At 65.7% G+C, this 23,808-nt stretch carries 21 protein-coding genes; 10 read left to right on the top strand and 11 right to left on the bottom strand.

Annotated elements, in window-relative coordinates; all coding sequences use genetic code 11:
- Window positions 1–41 precede the first annotated feature (41 nt).
- Together feoB and G6P99_RS01920 are read right to left on the bottom strand one after the other, a co-directional pair.
- The gene (feoB, locus tag G6P99_RS01925) at window positions 42–1,916 is read right to left on the bottom strand and encodes a ferrous iron transporter B (protein ID WP_029081253.1); all 1,875 of its coding nucleotides are present in this window, start codon (window positions 1,914–1,916) and stop codon (window positions 42–44) included.
- Window positions 1,913–2,200, bottom strand: a complete 288-nt coding sequence (locus G6P99_RS01920) for a FeoA family protein (protein WP_029081252.1) — start codon at window positions 2,198–2,200, stop codon at window positions 1,913–1,915. The genes feoB and G6P99_RS01920 overlap by 4 nt, the downstream gene beginning before the upstream one ends.
- 346 nt (window positions 2,201–2,546) lie before the next feature.
- Between G6P99_RS01920 and G6P99_RS01915 the strand changes: the two genes are divergently transcribed.
- The 4 genes from G6P99_RS01915 (at window position 2,547) to G6P99_RS01900 (ending at window position 8,601) form a co-directional block, all read left to right on the top strand.
- Window positions 2,547–4,691, top strand: a complete 2,145-nt coding sequence (locus G6P99_RS01915) for a hybrid sensor histidine kinase/response regulator (RefSeq protein WP_029081251.1) — start codon at window positions 2,547–2,549, stop codon at window positions 4,689–4,691.
- 672 nt (window positions 4,692–5,363) lie between these two features.
- Window positions 5,364–5,750, top strand: coding sequence for a VOC family protein (locus tag G6P99_RS01910; protein ID WP_029081250.1), 387 nt, complete (start codon window positions 5,364–5,366; stop codon window positions 5,748–5,750).
- Window positions 5,751–5,861: 111 nt separating this feature from the next.
- Window positions 5,862–6,095: a hypothetical protein gene (locus tag G6P99_RS01905; protein ID WP_084518473.1), complete on the top strand. Its 234-nt coding sequence runs from the start codon at window positions 5,862–5,864 to the stop codon at window positions 6,093–6,095.
- Between the two features lie 232 nt (window positions 6,096–6,327).
- Complete coding sequence (locus G6P99_RS01900) at window positions 6,328–8,601, top strand: OmpA family protein (RefSeq protein ID WP_165127099.1); 2,274 nt, start codon at window positions 6,328–6,330, stop codon at window positions 8,599–8,601.
- Between the two features lie 201 nt (window positions 8,602–8,802).
- On the opposite strand, the gene G6P99_RS01895 is transcribed toward G6P99_RS01900, so the two are convergent.
- Window positions 8,803–9,168 carry a hypothetical protein gene (locus G6P99_RS01895; protein WP_029081246.1) on the bottom strand — a complete coding sequence of 122 codons (366 nt, stop codon included), beginning with the start codon at window positions 9,166–9,168 and terminating at the stop codon, window positions 8,803–8,805.
- Between the two features lie 98 nt (window positions 9,169–9,266).
- Here G6P99_RS01895 and G6P99_RS01890 point away from each other — a divergent pair, with 98 nt between their 5' ends.
- Entirely contained in the window at window positions 9,267–9,854 is a 588-nt protein-coding gene (locus tag G6P99_RS01890; RefSeq protein WP_165127097.1) for a TetR/AcrR family transcriptional regulator, read from the top strand.
- A gap of 160 nt (window positions 9,855–10,014) precedes the next feature.
- Here G6P99_RS01890 and argG read toward each other — a convergent pair whose 3' ends face one another.
- The 6 genes from argG to G6P99_RS01860 form a co-directional block, all read right to left on the bottom strand.
- On the bottom strand, window positions 10,015–11,352 hold the full coding sequence (argG, locus tag G6P99_RS01885; protein WP_029081244.1) for an argininosuccinate synthase: 1,338 nt from the start codon (window positions 11,350–11,352) through the stop codon (window positions 10,015–10,017).
- A gap of 79 nt (window positions 11,353–11,431) precedes the next feature.
- Window positions 11,432–12,214, bottom strand: coding sequence for a phosphatase PAP2 family protein (locus G6P99_RS01880; protein ID WP_165127095.1), 783 nt, complete (start codon window positions 12,212–12,214; stop codon window positions 11,432–11,434).
- Window positions 12,215–12,253: 39 nt separating this feature from the next.
- Window positions 12,254–12,739, bottom strand: coding sequence for a hypothetical protein (locus G6P99_RS01875; RefSeq protein WP_029081242.1), 486 nt, complete (start codon window positions 12,737–12,739; stop codon window positions 12,254–12,256).
- Window positions 12,740–12,743: 4 nt separating this feature from the next.
- A complete protein-coding gene (gene rlmN / locus G6P99_RS01870) occupies window positions 12,744–13,958 on the bottom strand; it encodes a 23S rRNA (adenine(2503)-C(2))-methyltransferase RlmN (RefSeq protein ID WP_035976884.1) in 1,215 nt (404 codons plus the stop codon).
- A 74-nt stretch (window positions 13,959–14,032) separates the two neighbouring features.
- On the bottom strand, window positions 14,033–14,629 hold the full coding sequence (locus G6P99_RS01865; RefSeq protein WP_051346294.1) for an invasion associated locus B family protein: 597 nt from the start codon (window positions 14,627–14,629) through the stop codon (window positions 14,033–14,035).
- A 184-nt stretch (window positions 14,630–14,813) separates the two neighbouring features.
- Window positions 14,814–15,653 carry an SDR family oxidoreductase gene (locus tag G6P99_RS01860; RefSeq protein WP_029081239.1) on the bottom strand — a complete coding sequence of 280 codons (840 nt, stop codon included), beginning with the start codon at window positions 15,651–15,653 and terminating at the stop codon, window positions 14,814–14,816.
- Between the two features lie 89 nt (window positions 15,654–15,742).
- Here G6P99_RS01860 and G6P99_RS01855 point away from each other — a divergent pair, with 89 nt between their 5' ends.
- From G6P99_RS01855 to G6P99_RS01845, 3 genes are all read left to right on the top strand, one after another.
- The gene (locus G6P99_RS01855; protein ID WP_029081238.1) at window positions 15,743–16,723 is read left to right on the top strand and encodes an NADPH:quinone oxidoreductase family protein; all 981 of its coding nucleotides are present in this window, start codon (window positions 15,743–15,745) and stop codon (window positions 16,721–16,723) included.
- Between the two features lie 411 nt (window positions 16,724–17,134).
- A complete protein-coding gene (locus G6P99_RS01850) occupies window positions 17,135–17,953 on the top strand; it encodes a hypothetical protein (RefSeq protein WP_051346280.1) in 819 nt (272 codons plus the stop codon).
- A 35-nt stretch (window positions 17,954–17,988) separates the two neighbouring features.
- Window positions 17,989–19,161, top strand: coding sequence for a TAXI family TRAP transporter solute-binding subunit (locus G6P99_RS01845; RefSeq protein ID WP_029081237.1), 1,173 nt, complete (start codon window positions 17,989–17,991; stop codon window positions 19,159–19,161).
- Between the two features lie 251 nt (window positions 19,162–19,412).
- On the opposite strand, the gene G6P99_RS01840 is transcribed toward G6P99_RS01845, so the two are convergent.
- Window positions 19,413–19,802: a YkvA family protein gene (locus tag G6P99_RS01840; protein WP_029081236.1), complete on the bottom strand. Its 390-nt coding sequence runs from the start codon at window positions 19,800–19,802 to the stop codon at window positions 19,413–19,415.
- A gap of 91 nt (window positions 19,803–19,893) precedes the next feature.
- Window positions 19,894–20,199: a 4a-hydroxytetrahydrobiopterin dehydratase gene (locus G6P99_RS01835; protein ID WP_029081235.1), complete on the bottom strand. Its 306-nt coding sequence runs from the start codon at window positions 20,197–20,199 to the stop codon at window positions 19,894–19,896.
- A gap of 206 nt (window positions 20,200–20,405) precedes the next feature.
- Here G6P99_RS01835 and G6P99_RS01830 point away from each other — a divergent pair, with 206 nt between their 5' ends.
- Both G6P99_RS01830 and G6P99_RS01825 read left to right on the top strand, forming a co-directional pair.
- Complete coding sequence (locus G6P99_RS01830) at window positions 20,406–21,812, top strand: TAXI family TRAP transporter solute-binding subunit (RefSeq protein ID WP_245284683.1); 1,407 nt, start codon at window positions 20,406–20,408, stop codon at window positions 21,810–21,812.
- A 298-nt stretch (window positions 21,813–22,110) separates the two neighbouring features.
- Entirely contained in the window at window positions 22,111–23,673 is a 1,563-nt protein-coding gene (locus tag G6P99_RS01825; protein WP_029081233.1) for an alkaline phosphatase D family protein, read from the top strand.
- Window positions 23,674–23,808: the final 135 nt, after the last annotated feature.

The raw sequence follows: 23,808 nt of genomic DNA, 5'->3' as shown, positions 1-23,808 counted from the left end.
CGTCATTCGGCCAGTTGCACCCATTGAGCCGGACAGGCCCGTTAGTGCAGACCCAGCGCCTGCGCCAGGTTGAAGGTCAGGAAGCTCGCGACATAGGCCAGCGCGAGCATGTACACGAATGTCACCACCATCCACTTCGCGCTGCCGGTCTCGCGGCGGATCACCGCCAGCGTCGAGGCGCATTGCGGGGCGAAGATGTACCAGACCAGCAGCGACAGTGCAGTCGCCAGCGTCCATTTCTGCGCCAGCACCTGGCCGATCTGGTCCGCCGCCTCCTTGCCGCCCTCGATCGAATAGACGGTGCCGAGCGCCGCAACCGCGACCTCGCGCGCCGCCATGCCCGGGATCAGCGCCACCGCGATCTGCCAGTTGAAGCCGATCGGCCGCAGCAGCGGCTCGAGCGCATGGCCGATCATCGCCGCAAAGCTGTAGTTGATCGCCGGCCCCTCGGCGCCGGCCGGCGCCTGCGGGAACGACGCCAGGAACCAGATCAGCACCATCATCGAGAGAATCGTGGTGCCGGCGCGGTACAGGAACATCTTGGCACGGGTGAACACGCCGATCGCGATGCTGCGCAGCCGCGGCACCTTGTAGTCGGGCAATTCCAGCATGAACGGCGCCGGCGCATGGTCGCGCCACATCAAGAACTTTGCGATCGCCGAGACCGTCAGCGCGCTGGTGATGCCGGCGGCATAGAGGCCGAACATCACGAGCCCCTGCAGATTGACGAAACCCCACACCGTGGTCGACGGAACGAAGGCGGAAATGATCAGCGTGTAGACCGGAATCCGCGCCGAGCAGGTCATCAGCGGCGCGATCAGGATCGTGGTCAGGCGGTCGCGCCTGTTGTCGATCACCCGCGTCGCCATGATGCCGGGAATCGCGCAGGCAAAGCTCGACAGCAGCGGAATGAAGGCGCGGCCGTGCAACCCGGCGCCGCCCATGATGCGGTCCATCAGGAACGCGGCGCGCGCCATGTAGCCGAAATCTTCCAAGAGCAGGATGAACAGGAAGATGATGATGATCTGCGGCAGGAACACGATCACGCTGCCGACGCCGGAGATCACGCCGTTCTGCAGGAAGCTCTGCAACAGGCCCCAGCTTTCCGGCAGCACGCCGTGAATCAATTGCCCGAGCGCGGCAAAACTGTCCGACAGCAATTCCATCGCCGGCTGCGCCCAGGTGAACACCGCCTGGAACATCACGAACAGGATCACGGCCAGGATCACGAGACCCCAGACCGGATGCAGCACGACGGAATCGATCCGCGTCGTCAGCGTGTCGGGCTTGGCCGGCAGCGTCACGGCTGATGCAATGATGCGGTCCGCCTCGCGCTGCGCCGCCTTGAGATCGGCGATGGTCGGCGTGGTCCACTCGCTGGCCGCCGCTTCATGCGACCGGGCCAGGAATTCGTCGGTCCGCTTCAAGAGCTCGTCGACGCCGCCCTTGCGCACCGCGACCGAGGTCACGATCGGCAAGCCCAGCTCCTGCGACATGCGATCGATGTCGATCGTCACGCCGCGGCGCTTCGCGATGTCGATCATGTTGAGCACGAGCATCATCGGCCGGCCAACACGCTTCAGCTCGAGCACGAGCCGCAAGGTCAGCCGCAGGTTGGTGGCGTCAGCGACGCAGAGCACGAGATCGGGCACCGCCTCGCCGTCGAAGCGGCCGAGCACGATGTCGCGGGTGATTTCCTCGTCCGGGCTGCGGCCGCGCAGCGAATAGGTGCCGGGCAGGTCCAGCACGGTCACGCTGCGGCCCTCTGGCGTGACGAAGCCGCCGGATTTGCGCTCGACGGTGACGCCGGGATAATTGGCGACCTTCTGGCTGCTGCCGGTCAACCGGTTGAACAGCGAGGTCTTGCCGGTGTTCGGGGCACCGACCAGCGCCAGACGCAGGGATGCAGCGGTCATTCGACGATCACAGCCATGGCTTCGCTCCGGCGCAGCGCAATCGTGATGTTGTCGACGCGCACTGCGATCGGATCCCGTCGGATCGTGCCCTCATGCAGGATTTCCACGCGTGCGCCCTCGACAAAACCCATCTCGACCAGGCGCTGCTCCAGCTCCTGCGGAGACAGCGATGAGCCCGTCACGAGCGCATCGAGCCTGATGATCTTTCCGACAAAACCGCGATCCGCATGTCCGAGCCGGATGTCCTGAAGATTATCCTGGGAGCTGTTTGGATCGCCTGTCATGCGGCCTGTGTTTCAGCAGGTAGTCACAGGGTCAAGCGTTTGCCCGTGAGAGGTTTTAGAACTCCTAAAAACAGCGTCGGGAAGCGTCATCCGGGTCGATTTTCCGCTTGACCGCCGACGAGGCGCTAACGGGTCCGTGATGTCACCGGGCGGCATCGGCCCGGCGCGGCCCCGAGCGCAAGCCGGCGTCCGCTTGATCGATCCGCCTCGGCCTGCGCTGCCCTTGAGCGGCCGCGCCACGGCGAAAGCGCCCCGGCGCCACATCCCAAGGCCACACCTCAAGGCGGGGTTTCGCTTCCTCCGGCGCAACGGTTTGCGTTAAGGTCCGCAAGGAGCCGGAGCGCCCGTGCCGACTGCACAACGCAATTCGCTGAGACTGCTGCGATGGATGATGGCCGCCGCGCTAGCCCTTCCGCTGGCGCTGTTTGCGTTCGCCTCCGCGATGTCCTGGATCTCGATCAACGAGGCCGCCGACCAGGAAATCCAGCGCACGCTTGATGTCGCCCATGAGCACGCGCTCAAGGTGTTCGAGACCATCGACCGCAGCCTGGCCGAGGTCACCGAGGTCATCCGCGGCATGGGCGATGGCGACATCGTCGCGCGCGACAAGAGCCTGCACCAGCGACTGCGCAAGGTCGCCGAGGCGCTTCCCCAGGTGAAGTCGATCTGGGTGTTCGATGCCAACGGCCGCGCCCTGGTCAACAGCCTGGTGCAGCCGGCCCCCGACATCGATTTCTCGGACCGGGAATACTTCCGGATCCATGCCCCGGGCGACATCGGCACCTATATCGGCGAGGTGCTGACGCCTCGGCCGCCCTATCTGGGGTCGCGGTTCTTCAGCGTCGGCCGGCGCCGCAACAACGAGGACGGCAGCTTTGCCGGCGTGATCCAGGCCTCCGTGCTTCCGGAATATTTCGTCAATTTCTACGCGCGGATCGGCCGCGAGCCCGGCAGCTTCCTGGCGCTGATCCGGACCGACGGTGCGGTGCTGGCGCACTTCCCCGTCGTCGACCGCAACGTCAGGTTCGAGCCGGGCGGGCCGCTCGGGCGGCAGATCGTCGCCAATCCCGAGGCCGGCGCCATGACGATCCAGTCCCCGGCCGACGGCGTCGAACGGCGCATGCGCTATCAGCGGCTGGCCGAATACCCGATCTATGTCAGCGCCGGCCTCGAAACCTCGGCGATCAAGTCGCGCTGGATGTCGACCATGGCCCAGCACCTGATCTTCGGGATCCCGGCCACCGCGCTGCTGTTCGGCCTGCTCGCGCTCGCCTTCCGGCGCACCCAGCGCCTGCAGGAGGAGGCCAACCGGCGGATCGAGGCCGAGGACGCGCTGCGTCATGGCCAGCGGCTGGAGGCGCTCGGCCAACTCACCGGCGGCGTCGCGCACGATTTCAACAATCTGCTGACCGTGATCCGCGCCTCGGTCGACATGTTGCGGCGGCCGGACCTGCCGGAGCCGCGGCGGCAGCGCTACATCGACGCGATCTCCAACACCGTGAACCGCGCCGCCAAGCTGACCAACCAGCTACTCGCGTTCGCGCGCCGGCAAACCCTCAAGCCCGAGGTGTTCGACGCCAGCCAGAATGTGCGGACCCTGAGCGAGATGATCGCGACCCTGATCGGCTCGCGCATCGAGATCACAGCGCAGGTGCCGGACGAAACCTGTCTGGTCAACGCCGACGCCGGCCAGTTCGAGACCGCGATCATCAACATGGCGGTCAACGCGCGCGACGCCATGGACGGCGTCGGCCGGCTTACGATCGCGGTCCGCCCGGTCAACAGCCTGCCGTCCGGAGCAGCGAACCCGCCGAGCCCTCACGGCCACGTCGCGGTGTCGGTGGCCGACACCGGCGTCGGCATTCCGCAGGATCTGTTCGGCCGCATCTTCGAGCCGTTTTACACCACCAAGGAAATCGGCCAGGGCACTGGCCTCGGCCTGTCGCAGGTGTTCGGCTTTGCCAAGCAATCCGGCGGCGAGGTGACCGTCACCAGCGACGTCGGCAAGGGCTCGACATTCACGCTGTATCTGCCGCGCGTCGTCGGCGAACACCGCGCGCAATCGGTGCGCACCGAGGATGCGCCTTCGGTCGATCGAACCGCGGCGTCGGTCTTGATCGTCGAGGACAATGTGGAGGTCGGAAAGTTCGCCGCCGACACGCTGACCCAGCTTGGCTGCACCTGCGTGCTGGTGGAGAACGCCACCCACGCCTTGGAAGAGCTTGCCGTCGACCCCGACAGGTTCGACCTCGTATTCACCGACGTCGTGATGCCCGGCATGAGCGGCATCGAGCTTGCGGGGGAGATCCGCCGGCAGGGGCTCGACCTGCCGATCGTGCTCGCCTCCGGCTACAGCCAGGTGCTGTCGCAGCAGGGCAGCGGCGGCTTCGAGCTGCTGCAGAAGCCCTATTCGGCCGAGCAACTCGCGCGCGTGCTGCACAAGGCCGCGCGCTCGCGCCGGCTGCGGCGCGACCAGGCGCCGGCGTCGTGAGGCTGTGCGATAGGTTCTCGAATCCGCTGCCACAGAATCGGTGTCGCCGCCCGGCTTGCCGCCTTCGCTAAAGCTTCGGCGTGCCTGGGATTTGTGGCCTCGTCGAAGCCTTGGCGTACACGGGACCGGTCGATCCAGTATTCCAGAGGCGCCGATGCTTGAGCCGAGAAGCCGCGGCGTACTGGATCGCCCGGTCGAGCCGGGCGATGACAGGTGTGGATGGGGGCGCAGCGTTGCATTCTCGCGACATGATTTGTCCGAGGCTCGCTCTTCGTTTCGCCCTCTCACTTCACAGAGGGCGCAGGGGCTTGACGGGTTTTTGCTGAGTTGCCAGTCGGCAAATCAGTGAGCGACACGGAAGTGCCGGCGGTCGTTGGCGCGACCGCATTGCGGAGATGCGCGCGCGTGGTTACGTCGGGCAGGGCCGGACGCGGAGCAACGCGATGGCTCGCACGGGATTGATATGTGGTCCTCCGCTCTGGACGACGGGCTTGTCTTCCCCTTCCCCCTGAAAGGGCGAAGGTCGGGATGGGGGCAGCCGCAGACGACGCTGTCTGCGGAGAGAGCAGATCCCCACCCGCTTTGCTCTCGCGAGCAAAGCGACCTCCCCTTTCCAAGGGGAGGTGAAGCGAGAACGCGGATGCAGATGCGACACAACAAGGAAGGCTTGCGATGATCGGCCATATCGGCTTTTCGGTCTCCGACTATCAGCGCGCGAAGGCGTTCTACCAGACGGCGCTGGCGCCGCTCGGCTACGGCCTGATCATGGAAGTGCCGGCGGAAGTGACCGGGCACGCGCCTGCGGCGGGGTTCGGCGCCAACGGCAAGCCGGACTTCTGGATCGGCGGCGAAGGCGCGATGAACAGGCCGGTGCATATCGCGATTGTGGCCAAGGACCGTGCCACCGTCGATGCTTTCTACAAGGCCGCGATGGCAGCCGGCGGCCGCGACAACGGTGCGCCCGGCATCCGCGCGCATTATCACCCGAACTATGACGGCGCGTTCGTGCTCGATCCCGACGGCCACAATATCGAGGCGGTCTGCCACACGCCCGGATGAGGCGCATAGGAACGCCGCGGCGCGCGATCCGCTATCGCTTCGAATTTCGATGGAGCGATCAATGAACACGTCGCGACCCTACGTCGGCGACAACGGCAAGGTCTCGATGTGATGCCGATCGAGCCTCCCGAGATCCCACCATCAACGCCAGGCACGCCGAGCGAACCGCCGCCGGGCATTCCGCCGGGAAATCCGCAGCCTGAGATTCCAGCGCCGGTGCGCGAACCCGGTGAGCCGCCGCGACCGGACGAGTTGCCCGGCAACACGCCCGACGAATTACCGGTGCGTGGACCGCCGGGACCATCCGGTCCACCACCTGCGACAGATCGACTCGCCGCGGGGTGAATCACCCCCGCGCCTCAGTTCCACATCAGTTGCAACTATGTCCGAGCGTTTCTTCTGAATGCGCAGTGAACAAGCGCGCATGCAACCCGTTATAATGTCGAAATAAACTTCGCCGATGATTCGTGGCTCGCCACAATCCGGCCTAACGGCTGGCCGTTCATCGTCCTGCCGAATTGTTCGGCTCACTGTTTTCTTTCCTGCCCAGAACTTTCCGCCCGGGGACTCCAAGACCATGACAAAGCTTCGTCTCGTGCTGCTTGCCACGACTGCGCTGACGGTGATGCAATTCGCCACCTCAGCGTCGCACGCCCAAACCTCGCCGCTGGTCGTCGCACAGGCGCAGCCAAAGGAAGAAACCGGACCTGACGGAAAGCCGAAGCCACGGCCCGCGCCGGGTGCTCCCGCACATCCGGCACCGCCCGCAGCCGCGCCGCATCCGCAGGCACCACCTCCGGCCGCCGCACCGCCTGCGCGTCCCGCGCCGCCGCCGGCCGCGGCGCCCGCGAAGCCGACCCCGCCACCGCCGCCACCGGCTGCTGCTCCGGCACACCCGACGCCGCCACCTCCGCCCGCCGCTGCACCTGCGCGCCCGACGCCGCCTCCGCCGCCCGCGGCAGCTCCCGCTCGCCCCGCACCGCCCGCCGCGCCCGCGCGGCCGGAGCCGCCCGCGGCTGCCCCGGCGAAGCCGACCCCGCCCCCTCCGCCGCCTGCCGCAGCACCGCAACGTCCGGCGACGCCTCCGCCACCTCCACCCCCGGCTGCGCATACGCCGCCGACGCCTGCACCGGGCGCAGCTCCCGCAGCACGTCCCGGCACGCCGCCGCCTCCGACAGCAGCAACGCCTGCGCCTGCAACGCCGACAGCTCCGACAACGGCTCCCGCCGAACGCCGGCCTGGTGATCGTCCGGGTGGTGAACGTCCGGGTGGCACCAGGCAACCTCCGGGCACGCCGCCCGCCGCGACATCTCCAGCAACGCCCGCGCCTTCGGCGACGACGCCTCCCGCAGCGGGACAGCCGCCGGCACGACCGGGCGCACCGCCCGCCGCAACACCCGGTGCGACCCCGACGCCGGGTCAGCAGGGACGTCCGGCTACACCGCCCGGAACACCGGCGACCCCAGGCGCGGCAATGGGCGCGCCCGGCGCAACGCCAACGCCAGCGGCGCCAGGTCAGCAGGGACGTCCGGCCACACCGCCCGGAACGCCGGCGACTCCAGGCGCCGCAATGGGCGCACCTGGCGCTGCTCCTGGAGCAGTTCCTGGCGCTGCACCGGCTCCGGGTCAGCCGGGACGCCCGGGCACACCTCCGCCGGCAGCCGGCGCTGCGCCCGCACTGCCGCCCGCCGCGGGAGCCGCCATGGGCGCGCCATCGGCGCGTCCAGCCGGCCCCTCGGCGCCGGGTGTCGTCCCCGGCTCGGCAGCCGCAACCCCGCCGCCCGGCCAGGCGCAATACGCCCCACCGACGGTTTCCTCGGCCTTCCGGACCGCGCCGACGGTTTCAGCACCGCTGCCACCGCCGCCACGCCATGACAACCTCACGCCGCTCGCGATCGGCGCCGCGGTCGGTGTCGGCGTGGTGGCCGGCGCCATCATCGGCGGGAGCATCGCCGACCTGCGCGGCCAGCGGCAGGAAGTCGTCGAAGGCGGCCGCACCATCTACACCGAGCCGGACCGGATCATCATTCGCGATCCGGGCGGACAGGCCTATGTCCGGGGCGACGATAACTATCGCTTCCGCTATGGCGCGCGCGACATTCGCACCGAGACGATCGGCGGCGAGACCCGCACCATCGTGGTTCGTCCCGACGGCACCGAGATCATCACGGTGGTCGGTCCCGACGGGCAGATGCTGCGCCGGATCCGCAGGGATGCAGGCGGCCGCGAGCTCGTCATCATCGACAACTCCTATCGCGATCCGCGCGCGGTTGGCGGCTTCTATGTCGACCTGCCGCCGCCGGTGGTGCGCATTCCCTATGATCGCTACATCGTCGAGTCCGACAGCGCGGCACCTGATGTAATCTACGACACCATGGAGGCCCCGCCGGTGGACCGGATCGCGCGGCGCTATTCGCTCGACGAGATCCGCTACAGTCCGAACGTGCGCATGCTGATGCCGTCGATCGACGTCAACAGCATCAACTTCGACTCAGGGTCCTGGCAGATTCCCCCGGATCAGGCGGCGAAGCTGCAGGCGATCGCCGACGGCCTCAACCGTGCCATCCAGCGCAATCCGCGCGAGGTGTTCCTGATCGAGGGCCATACGGACGCGACCGGCAACGACACCGACAATCTGTCGCTGTCCGACCGCCGTGCGCAATCCGCAGCCGAGCTGTTGACGCAGCAGTTCGGCGTGCCGGCCGAGAACCTGACCTCGCAGGGCTACGGCTCGCAATATCTGAAGGAGCAGACCGACGGACCGAGCCGCATCAACCGGCGCGTCACCGTCCGCCGCATCACCCCGCTGCTCAACGGCGGCACCGCCTCCGCCGCGCCGCCGCCGCGCTGAGCGGGGCGACATCACGATACGAAATGGCCGGGAGCGATCCCGGCCATTTTTGTTTTTCTCCTTCCCCTGAAAGGTCGGGATGGGGGTCAGCCGCAGGCGATGCCGTATGCGGAGAGAGCTGATCCCCACCCGCTTTGCTCTGGCGAGCAAAGCGACCTCCCTTTCAAGGGGAGGTAGGAGCGCTTCCAAGACCTCGTGACTTCACCGCGCCATCTGCTGCGGATCGTAGAAGAAGCGCTCCTCGACCAGCTCCTCGCCGCGCCAGGTCTGCCAGGCGACCTCTTCCATGCTGCGGACCTTGCCGTCCTTGGCCGTGAACTCGAACCGCCAGCAGATCGCCGAATGATCGCCATCGACGAGCAGCGGACCGAGCCGCGTGGTCTTCACGCCGGCGACCGCGGCCAGCACCGCCGCCTCGCGCGCCGCCAGCGCCTCGCGGCCGACGCGCCATTCGCCGTCATTCTCCTGGGTGCGGGCGTCCGCTGAATAGAAATTCCTGATCGCGCCGACATGGTCGTTGGACTCGACCGTGTCAGCGAAGGCTTGCAGCGTCTTGAGCGAGGGCATCACGGCATCTCCCATTTACCGACCGATGGTCGGTATTTATCGACTGGGAGTCGGTAAGTCAACTGGCGCCGATACGGAACCTGCGCTAGACAGGCGCCATGGCAACCCAGGCCGAGCGGCGCGAGAAGACAAGAGCCGCCATCGTCAAGGCGGCGCGGCGCATCTTTGGCGAGCGCGGCTTTGCGGCTGCGACGATGGACGACATCGCCGCCGGGGCCCGCGTCGCCAAGGGCGCGGTCTATCATCACTTCGCGACCAAGGAGGCGGTGTTCGAGGCGGTGTTCGAGCAGGTCTCGCTCGACCTCGTCTCCGATCTCGACCGCATCTCGCGCGCCGAGAACGACCCGCTCGCGGCGATGGCGGCGGGAACCCAGGGCTATTTCGCGGCGTGCTCGAAGGGCCCGACCGGCCAGATCATTTTGCGCGATGGCCCGGCCGTGCTCGGCTGGGAACGCTGGCGCGAGATCGACGCCAAGCATTTCGGCGGAAAATTTCCGCGCGCGCTGGCCGCTGCAATGGACGCCGGCGTGATCGCCAAGCAGCCGATCGAGCCGTTGGCGCGGCTGTTGCTCGGCGCGGCGACGGAAGCCGCGGTTGCGGTTTCAGCGGGTCCCGACATCGGCAAGACCGGCACGGATTACGCGCGCGCATTTCGCTCGCTGCTCGATGCGCTCAGGGTGAAGTAAGCCAACGTCTCTCCCCCTCGTCGTCCCGGCGAAGGCCGGGACCCATAACCACAGGGTGGAGTTGTTGAAGTGAGCTGCGGCCCCAGCGTTGCGAAACAGTTGACGGTCGTGGTTATGGGTCCCGGGTCAAGCCCGGGACGACACTGAGTTTTTGGTTACGTCAGTCCTTGTCGTTCTCGAGCTGGAAAATCTGCGAGCCTTCGCCGCTCGAGAGCAGGCCGGTCTTGTTGTAGAGGCCGAGCTTGGCGCGGGTGTCGGCGATGTCGAGGTTGCGCATCGTCAGCTGGCCGATGCGGTCGGCCGGCGTGAAGGCGGCGTCCTCGACCTTCTCCATGCTGAGCCGCTCCGGCGCATAGGTCAGGTTCGGGCTCTCGGTGTTCAGGATCGAGTAGTCGTTGCCGCGGCGCAGCTCGAGCGTCACCTCGCCGGTGACGGCGCGCGCCACCCAGCGCTGCGCGGTCTCGCGCAGCATCAAGGCCTGCGAATCGAACCAGCGGCCCTGATACAGCAAGCGGCCGAGCCGCATGCCGCTGATGCGGTACTGCTCGATCGTATCCTCATTGTGGATACCGGTGACCAGCCGCTCATAGGCGATGTGCAGCAGCGCCATGCCCGGCGCCTCGTAGATGCCGCGGCTCTTGGCCTCGATGATCCGGTTCTCGATCTGGTCGCTCATGCCGAGGCCATGGCGGCCGCCGATCACGTTGGCCTCGAGGAACAGCGCGACCGGATCGGCAAACGTCTTGCCGTTCAGCGCGACCGGCTGGCCCTCCTCGAAGCGCACCACGACCTTCTCAGGCTTGACGTCGCAGTCGGCGCGCCAGAACGGCACGCCCATGATCGGATTGACGATGGTGATGCCGCTCGAAAGACTTTCGAGATCCTTGGCTTCATGCGTGGCGCCGAGCAGATTGCTGTCGGTCGAATAGGCCTTCTCCGCGCTCATCTTGTAGGCGAAGCCCTGCGCGGTCATGAAGGCCGACATTTCAGCGCGGCCGCCGAGCTCGTCGATGAACTGCTGGTCGAGCCAGGGCTTATAAATCCGCAACGACGGATTGGTGAGCAGGCCGTAGCGATAGAAGCGCTCGATGTCGTTGCCCTTGAAGGTCGAGCCGTCGCCCCAGATGTTGACGCCGTCCTCCTGCATCGCGGCGACCAGCATCGTGCCGGTGACCGCGCGGCCGAGCGGGGTGGTGTTGAAATAGGTGATGCCGCCGGTCGAGATGTGGAAGGCGCCGGACTGGATCGCGGCGATGCCCTCATGCACCAGCTGGGTGCGGCAATCGACCAGGCGGGCCTTCTCGGCGCCGAAATCCATCGCCTTGCGCGGGATCGCGTCGTAGTCGGCCTCGTCGGGCTGGCCGAGATTGGCGGTGTAAGCAAAGACCTTGGCGCCCTTCAGCTTCATCCAGAGCAGCGCCGCTGACGTGTCGAGCCCGCCCGAGAACGCGATGCCGACTTTCTCGCCGGTGGGCAGGCTTTTCAGAATCGTGCTCATGGAACGGTCCAATCGGTCGGAAATGGGTGGTGTTTGGCAGGCCGAATATCAAATTTCAGCAGGCTGGGCACGCCTTTAATCAGGCCTCGGGCTGGCTGGGCTCTACCCTGCCACCCCGGCGCCAGTGCTGCATCCACCGGTAGCCCGGCATCGCAAGCCGGGTCAGCGCCGCATCGACCGCCTCGTCGGTCAGCCGGGTCGAGGCCCAGCGGTAGATCAGGGCATAGAACAGCCAGACCACCAGAAAAGACACCAGGCCCGCGATCGCGACGTCGGTGAAAAAGTGCCCGCCAAAGGCCATTCGCAAGCTGCTGGTGACGATGCCGAACACGGTGGCGCCGGCAAAGGCCAGCGGCCGCCAGGCGGGCGGCGTCAGCGCCGCCGGCGCATAGGTCCAGAACGCGGTGGCGCCCTCGCCGGAGAAGAACGAGCAATTGCGCGGGCAGCCGCCGCGCGGGTCCCACCACGGCATGAATGGCAGGTCGCCGCCGAACTGCGTCACGAACACCGGCCGCGGCCGGCCCCAATAATTCTTGAAGGTCAGGTTAGTGAGCACGCCGGCCGAGAGCAGCATCGTGGTGAGCAGGAACACCGCGGCGCGGCCCGACATCAGCATCGGCCGCTCCGGGCGGATGAATTTCCAGACGATGGTCACGATCGCCGGCAGCACCAGCGCCCAGGCGATCCACATCGCCGCATCGCGCGCGAACGACGCCACCGCATCGAGCTTCAGCGGAAAGGTGTTTTGCGCGGCATCGTAGAACAGTGCCGCCAGCTTCAGATCGAGCTCGGGATAGATCCCGAACACGAGGCCAATGATGAGCGCCAGCGCCAGCGCTATGACAAGTCCGGTCCGGTTCATGGCGCGCGGTTTAGCCGAGGCTGTGCGGCATGGGAAGCATCACGGCTGCGGCGATTGCGACGGCAATGGCGGGGGCGGCGGCAGGGGACGCGGCGGCTCGCGCCAGGCGCCGGCGCTGCGGCCAGCGATCAGCCAGTAGACCAGGCCGGCGACGATGCCGGCGCCGGTCATGATCTCCATGTGCCGACGCACGATGCCTTGGAATTGCATCATATCAGGGTCGAACGGAACCAGGCCGAGATAGCAGGCCGCGCCGACGATGGCGCCGCCGACGGCGTAGGCCAGCACGCTCCTGATGTAGAAGGCCTCGGTCAGCAGCACCACGATCAGCGCGGGCAACAATGCAAAGCCGGAGATGAAGATGAAGCCGAAGCCGAGCACGATGTTGACAGCGCTCTGGTCGATCTGGCCGCCGAAATCGCTGATCTCGGGATACAGCACCGCAACGACCACGATGATGCCCGCGACGAAGCAGGCCATCAGGAAACCGAAGGCGACGACGAACAGGCGGCCGATCAAGGCCATCTGATCAATCCGTCATCGCCATCGCGCGCAGCGCCTGGCGCTCGCGGGCCGAGAGCTTTTCGGTCTCCGACTTGAGCTGGCCGCAGGCGGCGAGGATGTCGCGGCCGCGCGGCGTGCGCACCGGCGAGGAGTAGCCGGCGTTGAAGATGTATTCGGAGAATTTTTCGATCTGCTCCCAGTCCGAGCACTCGTAGGCGGTGCCCGGCCACGGGTTGAACGGGATCAGGTTGATCTTGGCCGGAATGCCCTTGAGCAGCTTGACCAGCAGCTTGGCGTCATCGAGCGAATCGTTGACGCCCTTGAGCATCACATATTCGAAGGTGATGCGCCGCGCATTGGACGCGCCGGGATAGTCGCGGCAGGCCTGCAGCAGCTCCTTGATCGGATATTTGCGGTTCAGCGGCACCAGCTCGTTGCGTAATTCGTCGCGCACCGCATGCAAGGAGATCGCGAGCATCACGCCGATCTCCTCACCGGTGCGCTGGATGTTCGGCACCACGCCCGAGGTCGACAGGGTAATGCGGCGGCGGGAAATGCCGATGCCTTCATTGTCGCCGACGATCAACAGCGCATCGCGCACCGCGTCGAAATTGTAGAGCGGCTCGCCCATCCCCATCATCACGATATTGGTGACGCGGCGCGTGCCGTCTTCCCGGTCCGCCCAATCATTCAACCGGTCGCGCGCCACCATCACCTGGCCGACGATCTCGCCGGCGGTGAGGTTGCGCACCAGCCGCTGCGTGCCGGTGTGGCAGAACGAGCAGTTCAGCGTGCAACCGACCTGCGAGGAAACGCACAGCGTGCCGCGATCGGTCTCGGGAATGTAGACGCACTCGACCTCGTGCGGCCGCTCGAGCTTGTCGCCGCTCGGCAGCCGCAGCAGCCATTTGCGGGTGCCGTCGTTGGAGATCTGCTCGGCGACCACCTCGGGACGGTCGACGGTAAAATGCTTCTCGAGCTCGGCGCGCATGTCCTTCGAGACGTTGGTCATCTCGGCAAAGTTCTTGGCGCCGCGGAAATACATCCAGTTCCAGAGCTGCTGAGTGCGCATCTTGCGCTGCGACGGCGAAACCCCGATCTCGCCCAGGCGATCGGCGATCTCGGCGCGCGACAGCCCGATCAGCGACGGCTTCGCCGGCGGCACATAGGTCTCGAGCGGAACCTTTTCGAGCGGCGCATGGGCGCCGGGCACAGCATTGGTGGACTGGATGTCGGTCATGAAACCTCAAATAGGCCTTCCAGCCGGTGCTGGAAAGCCACCAAATACCTCGAATTTGCCTTTCTGAGCCGGTCTTAGCGCCGGCAGTCCTGTCCCAGCCGGTCAAGCGCCTGCGCCAGGCCCTTCAGTGCGAAGGTATCGATCGTCTCGGTACCCTTCGCCGAGACGGCTTTTACCGTCACCTCGGCCGATTTGCGCATGGCTTCCACCATCCGCTCCTCCTCGGCCGCATTCTTGATCCAGAGGCCGTCGCCCTGCGTGTACATCGCGTAAGTGCCGCCGCCGACCTGGAGCGTCGATTCCGAGCCCGGCTTCACCGTGTAGCCGATCATGACCGAGACTTCGTTGACGACCTTTTCGGCCGGGCGAGTCGAGATGAAGGCATAGGCCGGATCGCGCGGCCGGTTCGGCGGGTTGGTCTTCGACGATGACGGCTTGGCGAGCGCAAAGCACACCTTCTTGCCGTTGGGCGACGCGGTGTAGGCGCCCCAGGTGCCGAACTGGCCGATCAACGTCGGCTCGGCGCCACCGGCCGCAGCCGCGGCAGGCGACGGCGCCGGCTTGGCTGCGTCCTTGGCCGTATCCTTTTTGGGCGCGGCCTGCGCCGGCGCAAGCGAGGTGATCCCGCACACCAGGCTACAGGCAACCAATGATGTCAGTATTTGCCGCACGGCCAACTGGTTCCCTCATCATTGTGACTGGAAGATGGCCCGGCGATTCCCCTCCGCCGGCTCGGATGGATAACCGGGAAACGCCTTTTTGGGAAGGCAGTTACGGCTGCACGCGCGCGTCAGCCGCAGCCGCATCGCGCGTCCATCCTTTTCTTAGCGCTTGCTCGGTGCTTGTTGTCGATCGTCAGCCCTTGGCGCGCGCCGCGCGCTGCTTCTCCCACTGCGCGTCAGTCCATTGCAGCAGGTCCTCGGCACCGGAACTGCGCAGGTGCGCGCCGCCGTCCTGCACCACCATCTCGCCATTGATGTAGCCGGCCTGGTCGGAGATCAGGAAGCTCGCGAGATTGGCGAGCTCCGAATGCTCACCGGCGCGGCCGAGCGGATTGCGATGCGCCCAGCTCTCGCCGCGCCCTTCCGGACGCAATTGTCCGGTCGCGCCGGCCGTCGGAAACGCGCCGGGCGCGATCGCGACGGTGCGAATGCCCTTCGGCCCCCATTCCACCGCAAGGCTCCTGGTCATCGCCAGCACCGCGGTCTTGGCCATCGAGGACGGCACGGTGAAGGCGCGGCCGGTGATGGTCGAAGTCGAGAGGATCGAGAGCACCACGCCCTTGTGCTTGCCTTCGATCCAGCGGCGGCCGGCGGCGAGCGTGCAATACAGCGTGCCGTGCAATGTCGGACCGAGGATCGCGTCCGCCGCACGGAATGACAGATGTTCGCTCTGCGCAATAAAGGTTGCGGCAGCATTGTTGACGAGAACGTCGATCGGCGCGTCCTGCCACAGCTGATCCATCATGGCTTCGACCGCCGCGCCGTCGCGGATATCGCAGCGCGCGGTGGAGACCTTCGCACCGAGTTCACTGCGGAATTTGGCTGCGGTTTCCTCCAGGAGTTCCTGCCGGCGTCCGCAGATGATCAGTTCGGCGCCGAGTTCGGCAAAGCGGCGGCCCATCGCCGCGCCCAGGCCGGAGCCGCCGCCGGTGATCAGGATGCGCTTTTTCGCTAGCAGGCCTTTTTCAAACATAGTTTGATCCCTCCGCTTTGTATTGTCGCTCCGCCGCAAATCCGGCATGAAGCTTTCAGGTCTTTTGCGTCCGAAACTCAGGTGTGTCCATGAAAGCCATCCTCTGCTCGCAATACTGTCAACCCGACGATCTCGTGCTGGCAGACGTGCCCGATCCGGTGGCCGGTCCGGGCGAAGCCGTGATCGCGATCAAGGCGGCGGCGCTGAACTTCTTCGACATCCTGATGATCCAGGGCAAGTACCAGATCAAGCCGCCGTTCCCGTTCTCGCCGGCCGCCGAAGTTGCCGGCGTGATCGAGAGCGTCGGCGCTGGTGTCACTGATCTCAAGGTCGGCGACCGCGTCGTCGCGTCGTGCGGCCACAACGGCGCGCGCGACAAGATCGCGCTGCCGGCGAATTCGATCGTGAAGATTCCCGACAGTCTCGATTACGATCGCGCCGCCGGCATCATCATCATCTACGGCACTGCGCTGCATGCGCTGGAAGATCGCGCGAGCCCGAAGCCGGGCGAGACGCTCGCGGTGCTCGGCGCCGCCGGCGGCACCGGACTTGCCGCATGCGAGCTCGGCAAACTGATGGGTCTCAAGGTCATTGCCTGCGCGTCGTCGGACGAGAAGCTTGCATTCGCCAAACAACATGGCGCCGAGCTGACGCTGAACTACGCCAAGGAAGATCTCAAAGAGGGTCTGCGCAAGCTGACCGGAGGCAAGGGCGCCGACATCGTGTTCGATCCGGTCGGCGGCGCCTATGCCGAGGCGGCGCTGCGCTCGACCGCATGGGAAGGCCGCTTCCTGGTGATCGGCTTTGCCGCCGGCGACATTCCGAAGATCCCGCTCAACCTTGCGCTGTTGAAGGGCTGCGATATCCGCGGCGTGTTCTGGGGTGCCTGGGCGCGGCTCAATCCGGAGAAGAACCGGAAGAACCTCGAAAAGCTCGTGCAGTGGACCGCGGAAGGCAAGATCTCCTCGCATGTCGACCGCACCTTCCCGCTGTCACAGACCGCAGAAGCGCTGAAGGTGCTCGCCGGCCGCAAGGCGATGGGCAAGGTGATCCTGCATCCGGGAAGCTGAGCTGCGCGCTGCTTAATCTCCCCTTGAAAAGGGGAGGTCGCTTTGCTCGTCAGAGCAAAGCGGGTGGGGATCTGCTCTCTCCGCTTGCAGCGTCGCGTGCAGCTGGCCCCCATCCCGACCTTCCCCCTTTCAGGGGGAAGGAGAAGAGATAGATCACTCCTGCGCAGGCACCCCGCGCTTCAGCGCGGCGCGCGCAATCGTGAGCAAACCTTGTGAGTTTTCTCTGAATTGGCGCGCGCTGCCGCAATCAAACCCAAATTTCTCCCGATTCGAAGCGACCAAGGTCGCTTTTTGGGCCCAATCGCAAGGCGATTAAGAGTCCGTAGCGGGCGCTCAGGGACCCCAACAAGAACAACAACCAGACACCAGAGATGCCCGATTGTTGCGTCATAGTATCGGGGAAGCATCATCATGGTGGGGAAGCCAACACACGTTCACGGCAGCGATCCGCCACGCGACGCGATCAACGCTGATATCAACGATCCTGAATTTGCACCTTATCGCTACCGGCGACCACATCGGGCAGCCATCGACATCGGCGCGGACGAACCCGCCCCGCTTTTTCTTTCAAGCCCAATCGACGACGCGGACTGGCACGGGCGCACCACGATTCCACGTTCGCGCCTCCGCACCGGCCTGCTGACAATTTCGGCCGTCGCACTTGTCGCGGCTGCGGTGGTCGGGCTGTGGTCCATCGGCAGCGTGCGCGACGCGGTCGTGAGCGCCAAGGCCGCGCTGGTCGGCGTCTCGCCGATCGAGGCCCGCGCGGAAATCGCGGAAGCGGTTCGCGCCGCGGCCACCGAGGTGTCGCCCGCCACTGCAAGCCCGCCGTCACGCGCGCAGATCGCGGCCGCCTATCAGGAAGCGATCAAGAGCGACGTCGTCGCGCGCGAAACGCCCGCGGCTGCGCCGATCGAGCCACCACCACCGGCGGCGCCACCGGCAAGACGCCTCGATCCGGATGACATCGCAGGCCTCCTGAAGCGGGCCAACAGCCTGCTTGCGATCGGCGACATCGTATCGGCGCGGCTGCTGCTCGAGCGGGCCGCGGATGCGCAGGACGCCGACGCGGCGCTGTTGCTGGCGCGCACCTACGATCCCGACGTGCTGGGGACCTTGGACAAGCGGAGCATCACGCCCGATCCGGACGCAGCGCGCTTCTGGTATCGCAAGGCTGCCGAACTCGGCTCGCAGCCCGCACAGCAACGCCTCGCGCAATTGCAAAACTAGGCTCATCTCAGAATCAAGCTTTTCTCGAGGGACACATGCGACGCTTGTTTGGATTGGTACTATTCACAGGCATGATGATTTGCGGCCCGGCGGCACGGGCCGAGCAGACCGAATTCGACCCGGCCAAGGTCAGCGACAGCCTGAAGGCGATCTTTCAGTTCGGCTCGGTAAGCACCAAGCAGAGCCTCAACGCCAACACGGTCACGCTGATCTCCGGCACGATCGGCGGCACCTATGTTCAGTTCGGCGCCGATCTCGCCTCCGTGCTCGACGATGGCAACAAGTTGCGCATTCTGCCGATCGTCGGGCGCGGCTCGGTGCAGAGCGTCGCCGACATCCTGTTTCTGCAGGGTGTCGATCTCGGCATCGTTCGGTCTGACACGCTCGAATATCTGGAGCGGAAGGGCATTGCGAAAGATATCAAGAAACAATTCACCTACGTGACCAAGCTCTATAACGAAGAGATGCATGTGATCGCGTCGAAATCGATCCGCAATCTCAGGGACCTTGAGGGCAAGACCGTCAGCGTCGACCTTCCCAATGGCGGCACCTTCGTGACCGCGCTGACCGTGTTCGAGCGGCTCGGAATGAAGCCGAAGGTCGTCTATGTCGAGCAGCGCATCGCGCTGGAGAAATTGAAGGCCGGAGAAATTGACGCCGTGATCGTGTGTGGCGGCAAGCCTTACAAGTCGGTGAGCGGCTTCAAGGACGATCGGTTCCACCTGGTGACGGTCAACTACGAGAAGCCGTTGCAGGGCGACTATCTGCCCGCGAGCCTGTCGGCCAAGGACTATCCCAACCTGATTTCGGGAGAGGATCGCGTCGACACGATCGCCGTTCCTGCCGTGCTTGCGGCCTACAACTGGGCGCCGAACACCGAGCGCTACCACAAGCTGGCCAATTTCGTGGATGCGTTCTTCACGAAATTTCCGACATTCCAGAATCCGCCGTTCCATCCGAAGTGGCGGGAGGTCTCGTTGTCGGCGCCGCTGCCGGGTTGGCAACGCCTGCCGGTAGCCCAGCAATGGCTCGACCGCCATGGCGTCGAAGCCGTCTCGCGCAGCCGTTTCGATGAATTCCTGAAGCAGAGCCCGGCGGCCGCTCGTCTGCAGAGCGACGCCGACAAGGAGGCGCTGTTCAAGCAGTTCCAGGCGTGGGACGCGGAAAAAAATACGCGTTCCCAACTGCGCACCGGCGAGAAACGGTAGACTCCCCGGACCCGGATGGAGCGCAGCCCAACCCGGGGCCTCGTGGGTCAGCTGACGGTCTCACCCCGGATGCGCTGCGCTCTATCCGGGCTACGCCTCCGTCTTCTCCTTCCTCCTGAAAGGGGGAATGACGGGATGGGGGTCAGCCGCAGATGACGCTGCAAGCGGAGAGATCAGATCCCCACCCGCTTTGCTCTGGCGAGCAAAGCGACCTCCCCTTTTCAAGGGGAGGTTAAATCCTGCGCTTCGGGCTACGCCTGCGGCGCTCCCTCTTCCGGCACCCCGCGCTTCAGTGCGGCGCGCGCGGCTTCGCGATGCTCCGGCATGATGTGGCTCGCCACCAGGCGCAGCGCGGTTGCGAGCACCGCGGCGTCATCGGTGAAGCCGAGGATCGGCAGCATGTCCGGCACGAAATCGAACGGCAGAATGAAATAGGCGATTGCGCCAAGCAGCGCCGCCTGCACATGGCGCGGCGTCTGCCGGTCGAAGGCACAGTAATAGGCGGCCAGCAGGTCCTCGGCGAAGGGCAGGTTCGCCACCACCTTCTTGAACTTGATCCAGAAGCGGCGGCGCACGCTTTCCGGGTCCTGCGCCAGCCGGTCGGCAGGCCCAAATCCCACATCGTGTTCGCTCGATGTCATCGCGGGGTTCCTCGGCGCCGCGACAGTTCGGCGGCAGACGCTTCGAATCTGGGGATGTCGGCCAACCGGCGCAAGATTGCGGCCGGCTGGGTCAATTGACCCCAAGCTGCCGTGCGATCGTGTTCATGGCCTTGGCGAGGTCGATATCGCGCTTGGTCACCCCGCCGACATCGTGGGTCGCCAGCACGACCTCGACGGTCTTGTAGACGTTCTTCCATTCGGGGTGATGGTCGTTCTTCTCGGCGACCAAAGCGGCGCGGGCCATGAAGCCGAAGGCTTCGTTGAAGTCCTTGAAGACGAAGGTCTTTGCGATCGCCTCCCGCCCGGCCAGCTCCGACCAGCCGGCCAGTTCCCAAAGAGCGGCCTTCCTTGCTTCCGCTGACAGCCGTTCGACCATGGCAACCCTCCCGTTTGACGCCGACCTTAACCCAACAACCGCCCTCCGGGTGGGATCCAAGCCGAAAATAAGGCCAAAATCGCGTCCTATCGCCGCTGGTAACCATGAAGCAGATGTAACATCTGTATCTTCAGGAATTTGCTACAAATCTGGGATGTATGCGCGTTGGTAGTTTGCGAGATTGAGCCCCGACGATTGCGAGATCGATGACAGACGGCCCCGCCAGCATATCGCCCAAGCCGCTGCGTTCGGCAAAGCGGCGGCTGATGTTCGTCTTGATCGCGGGCGCGCTCGCCATCGTCGGCGCGCTGACCGCAGGTTATTATTTCGCGGTGCGCCCGGTGACGCTGCGGATCGCGGTCGGCCCCGCCAACAGCGATGACCTCAAGGTGGTTCAGGCGCTAGCGCAGGCCTTCAACAACCAGCAGCACACCCAGGTCAAGCTGAGACCGGTGCAGACCGACGGCGCCACCGCCAGCGCGCAGACGCTGGCCGACGGCAAGGCCGACCTCGCCATCATTCGCGGCGATCTCGAAGTGCCGAAGAATGCGCAGGCGGTCGCGGTGCTGCGCAAGAATGTCGTGGTGATGTGGGCCCCGCCGGCGGCAAAGGGCAAGGGCCGCAAGGCCGCGAAGATCACCAAGATCACGCAACTTGCCGGCCGCAAGATCGGCGTCGTCGGCCGCACCCCGGCCAATGTCAATCTGCTGAAGCTGATCCTGCAGCAGTATGGCGTCGACCCGATGAAGGTCGAGATCGTCCAGTTCCCGGCCAATGAGGCGGCGGACGCTATCAAGAACCTGAAGGCCGACGCCTATCTCGCCGTCGGTCCGGCCAACAGCAAGATCACGATCGATGCGATCACGGCGTCGATCAAGGACGGCGGCGAGCCGACCTTCCTGCCGATCGACGCCTCCGAGGCAATCGCCCAGAACCATCCCGCCTACGAGGCCGCCGAAATCCCCGCCGGCTCGCTCGGCTCGGCCGACCGGCCCGATGACGAAGTGAAGACGATCAGCTTCTCGCACCACATTGTCGCGCGAAAGGGCGTGTCGGACGCGACGGTCGCAGCATTCACGCGGCAATTGTTCGCGATCCGGCAGTCGCTCAAGAACGATTTCCCGCTCGCAGCCAAGATCGAGACGCCCGACACCGACAAGGACGCCACCATCCCGGTGCATCCGGGCGCGGCCGCCTTCGTCGACGGCGAAGAGAAGACCTTTCTCGACCGCTACAGCGACTACATCTGGTGGAGCCTGATGGCGTTCTCGGCGATGGGCTCGGCCGGCGCGTGGTTCGCCGGCTACCTCAAGCAGGACGAGCGCAACACCAACACCTCGCAGCGCGAGCGTCTGCTGGAGATGCTGAAAACCGCGCGGCACAGCGACTCCACCGAAGAGCTCGACCAGATGCAGGCGGAAGCCGACGACATCCTGCGCCACACCCTCGACTGCTTCGAACATGGCGCCATCGAGGAAGGCACGCTGACCGCGTTCAACATCGCGCTCGAGCAGTTCCACAACGCCGTCGCCGACCGCAAGGCGCTGCTGTTGAGCATGCCGCAGAATTTGCAGCGGACCGCGAGCCAGTTCAGGGCGGCGGGGACGGCGTAGGGCTTACGCGACCTCTACCAATCTCTCCATGAGTTTCCCTTCGCCTCTCCCGCTTGCGGGGGAGGCCGACGCGCTCGGCAGCGCTCTTGCGCGCCGGAGCGCGGCGGGTGGGGGCTCCCTGCGCGATATGATTCGTGGAGAGAGCCCCCACCCCCAACCCTCCCCCGCAAGCGGGAGAGGGAGCCGGCTTGCGTGCTCACCTCACATGTGCCCGCCCCTGTAATCTCTCCGTCATGGAATTTTTCTAGGTCTTGGCACGCATGCGGCGCATTGTCGCTGTGACCTGAGGAGGCTCCCCATGACGATCCGGTTTTCGCGAAAGCTCACCCGCCGACGCTTCCTCTCGACGACGGCTGCGGCCGGCGCCGGTGTGATCGCGATGCCTTATCTGTCGCGCGCCGCGGATCGCCCTGTGATCACCCATGGCGTGCAGTCCGGCGATGTCGGCGTTGACGGCGGCGTGGTGTGGGCGCGTGCGGACCGGCCGGCGCAGATGATGGTCGAGGTCGCCACCACTGAGTCGTTCAAGGATGCCCGTGCGCTGCCGCCGATCACGGCGCTGCCGGAGAGCGACTTCACCGCAAAAATGCTGCTGGAGAACCTGCCCTCCGGCCAGGACATCTTCTATCGCGTCCGCTTCCGCGACCTCGCTCATATTGACGTCGTGGGCGAGCCCGTGGTGGGCCGCTTCCGCACCGCGCCGGGCGACCGCCGCGACGTCTCCTTTGTGTGGGGCGGCGACGTCGCCGGCCAGGGCTGGGGCATCAACCCCGACGATGGCGGCATGATCACCTTCGCCGCGATGAAGAAGCACAATCCGGATTTCCTGCTGCACTCCGGCGACACCATCTACGCCGACGGCGTGATCCCGTCCGAGGTGAAGCTCCCCGACGGCAAAGTCTGGAAGAACATCACGATTCCCGAAAAGGCCAAGGTCGCCGAGACGCTCGACGAGTATCGGGCCGCGCACAAATATAACTTCCTCGACAGCAATGTCCGCGCCTTCAATGCCGAGGTGCCGATCTTCGTGCAGTGGGACGACCACGAGGTGACCAACAACTGGTCGCTGTCGAAGCAGCTGCCGGCGTCTTACAAGGAACGCGACATCACCGTGCTCGCCGCGCGCGCGGCGAAAGCCTTCCACGAAATGTATCCGATGCGCGAGAGCATCGTCGAGCCGGGCCGGGTCTATCGCACCTTGAGCTACGGTCCGCATCTCGACGTCTTCATGCTCGACGAGCGCAGCTATCGCGGCCCCAACGGTCCGAACCTGCAGGAGCAATACGGCCCCGATGCCTATTTCATCGGTCCGGACCAGATGGCCTGGCTGAAGCGCGCGCTGCTCAATTCGCGCGCCACCTGGAAGGTGATCGCCTCCGACATGCCGCTGTCGCTGATCGTCTATGACGATGCCGCCAACAAGAAGGGCTCGGAAGCGTTTGCGCAGGGCGACGGCCCGGCGCGCGGCCGCGAGCTCGAGATCGCCGACATCCTGCGCTTCATCAAGACCGCCGGCATCGTCAACACAGTCTGGCTGACCGCCGACGTGCACTACGCGGCCGCGCACTACTACAATCCGAACAAGGCGCAGTTCCAGGAGTTCGATCCGTTCTGGGAATTCGTCTCCGGCCCGCTGCACGCCGGCACGTTCGGTCCGAACGAGCTCGACAACACGTTTGGCCCTGAAGTGAAATTCATCAAGGCGCCGGGCGAAGCGAACCAGAACCTGCCGCCGTCGGCCGGCATGCAGTTCTTCGGTCACGTCAAAATCGACGGCAAAAGCGGGCAGATGACCGTGAGCCTGCGCGACCGCGTCGACGCCGAGCTGTGGGCGATCACGCTCGACCCGAAGCCGGTGTAATCGGGTCGCAGCCGCGACGGAACCGCTCTCCCTTCCCCAGACGCGATTTGGCCGGGGATGGACGTCACCGGCCTCTTCCGGTATCGACATCAGAGCCATTATGCTGGGGGCGCCCGAAGGGGGGCGGAGCATGAG

Source organism: Bradyrhizobium sp. 6(2017) (assembly GCF_011058295.2).
Lineage (GTDB): Bacteria > Pseudomonadota > Alphaproteobacteria > Rhizobiales > Xanthobacteraceae > Bradyrhizobium > Bradyrhizobium septentrionale.
Note: the sequence above shows the minus strand (reverse complement) of the source record. Positions and strands in the feature narration are given on the sequence as shown.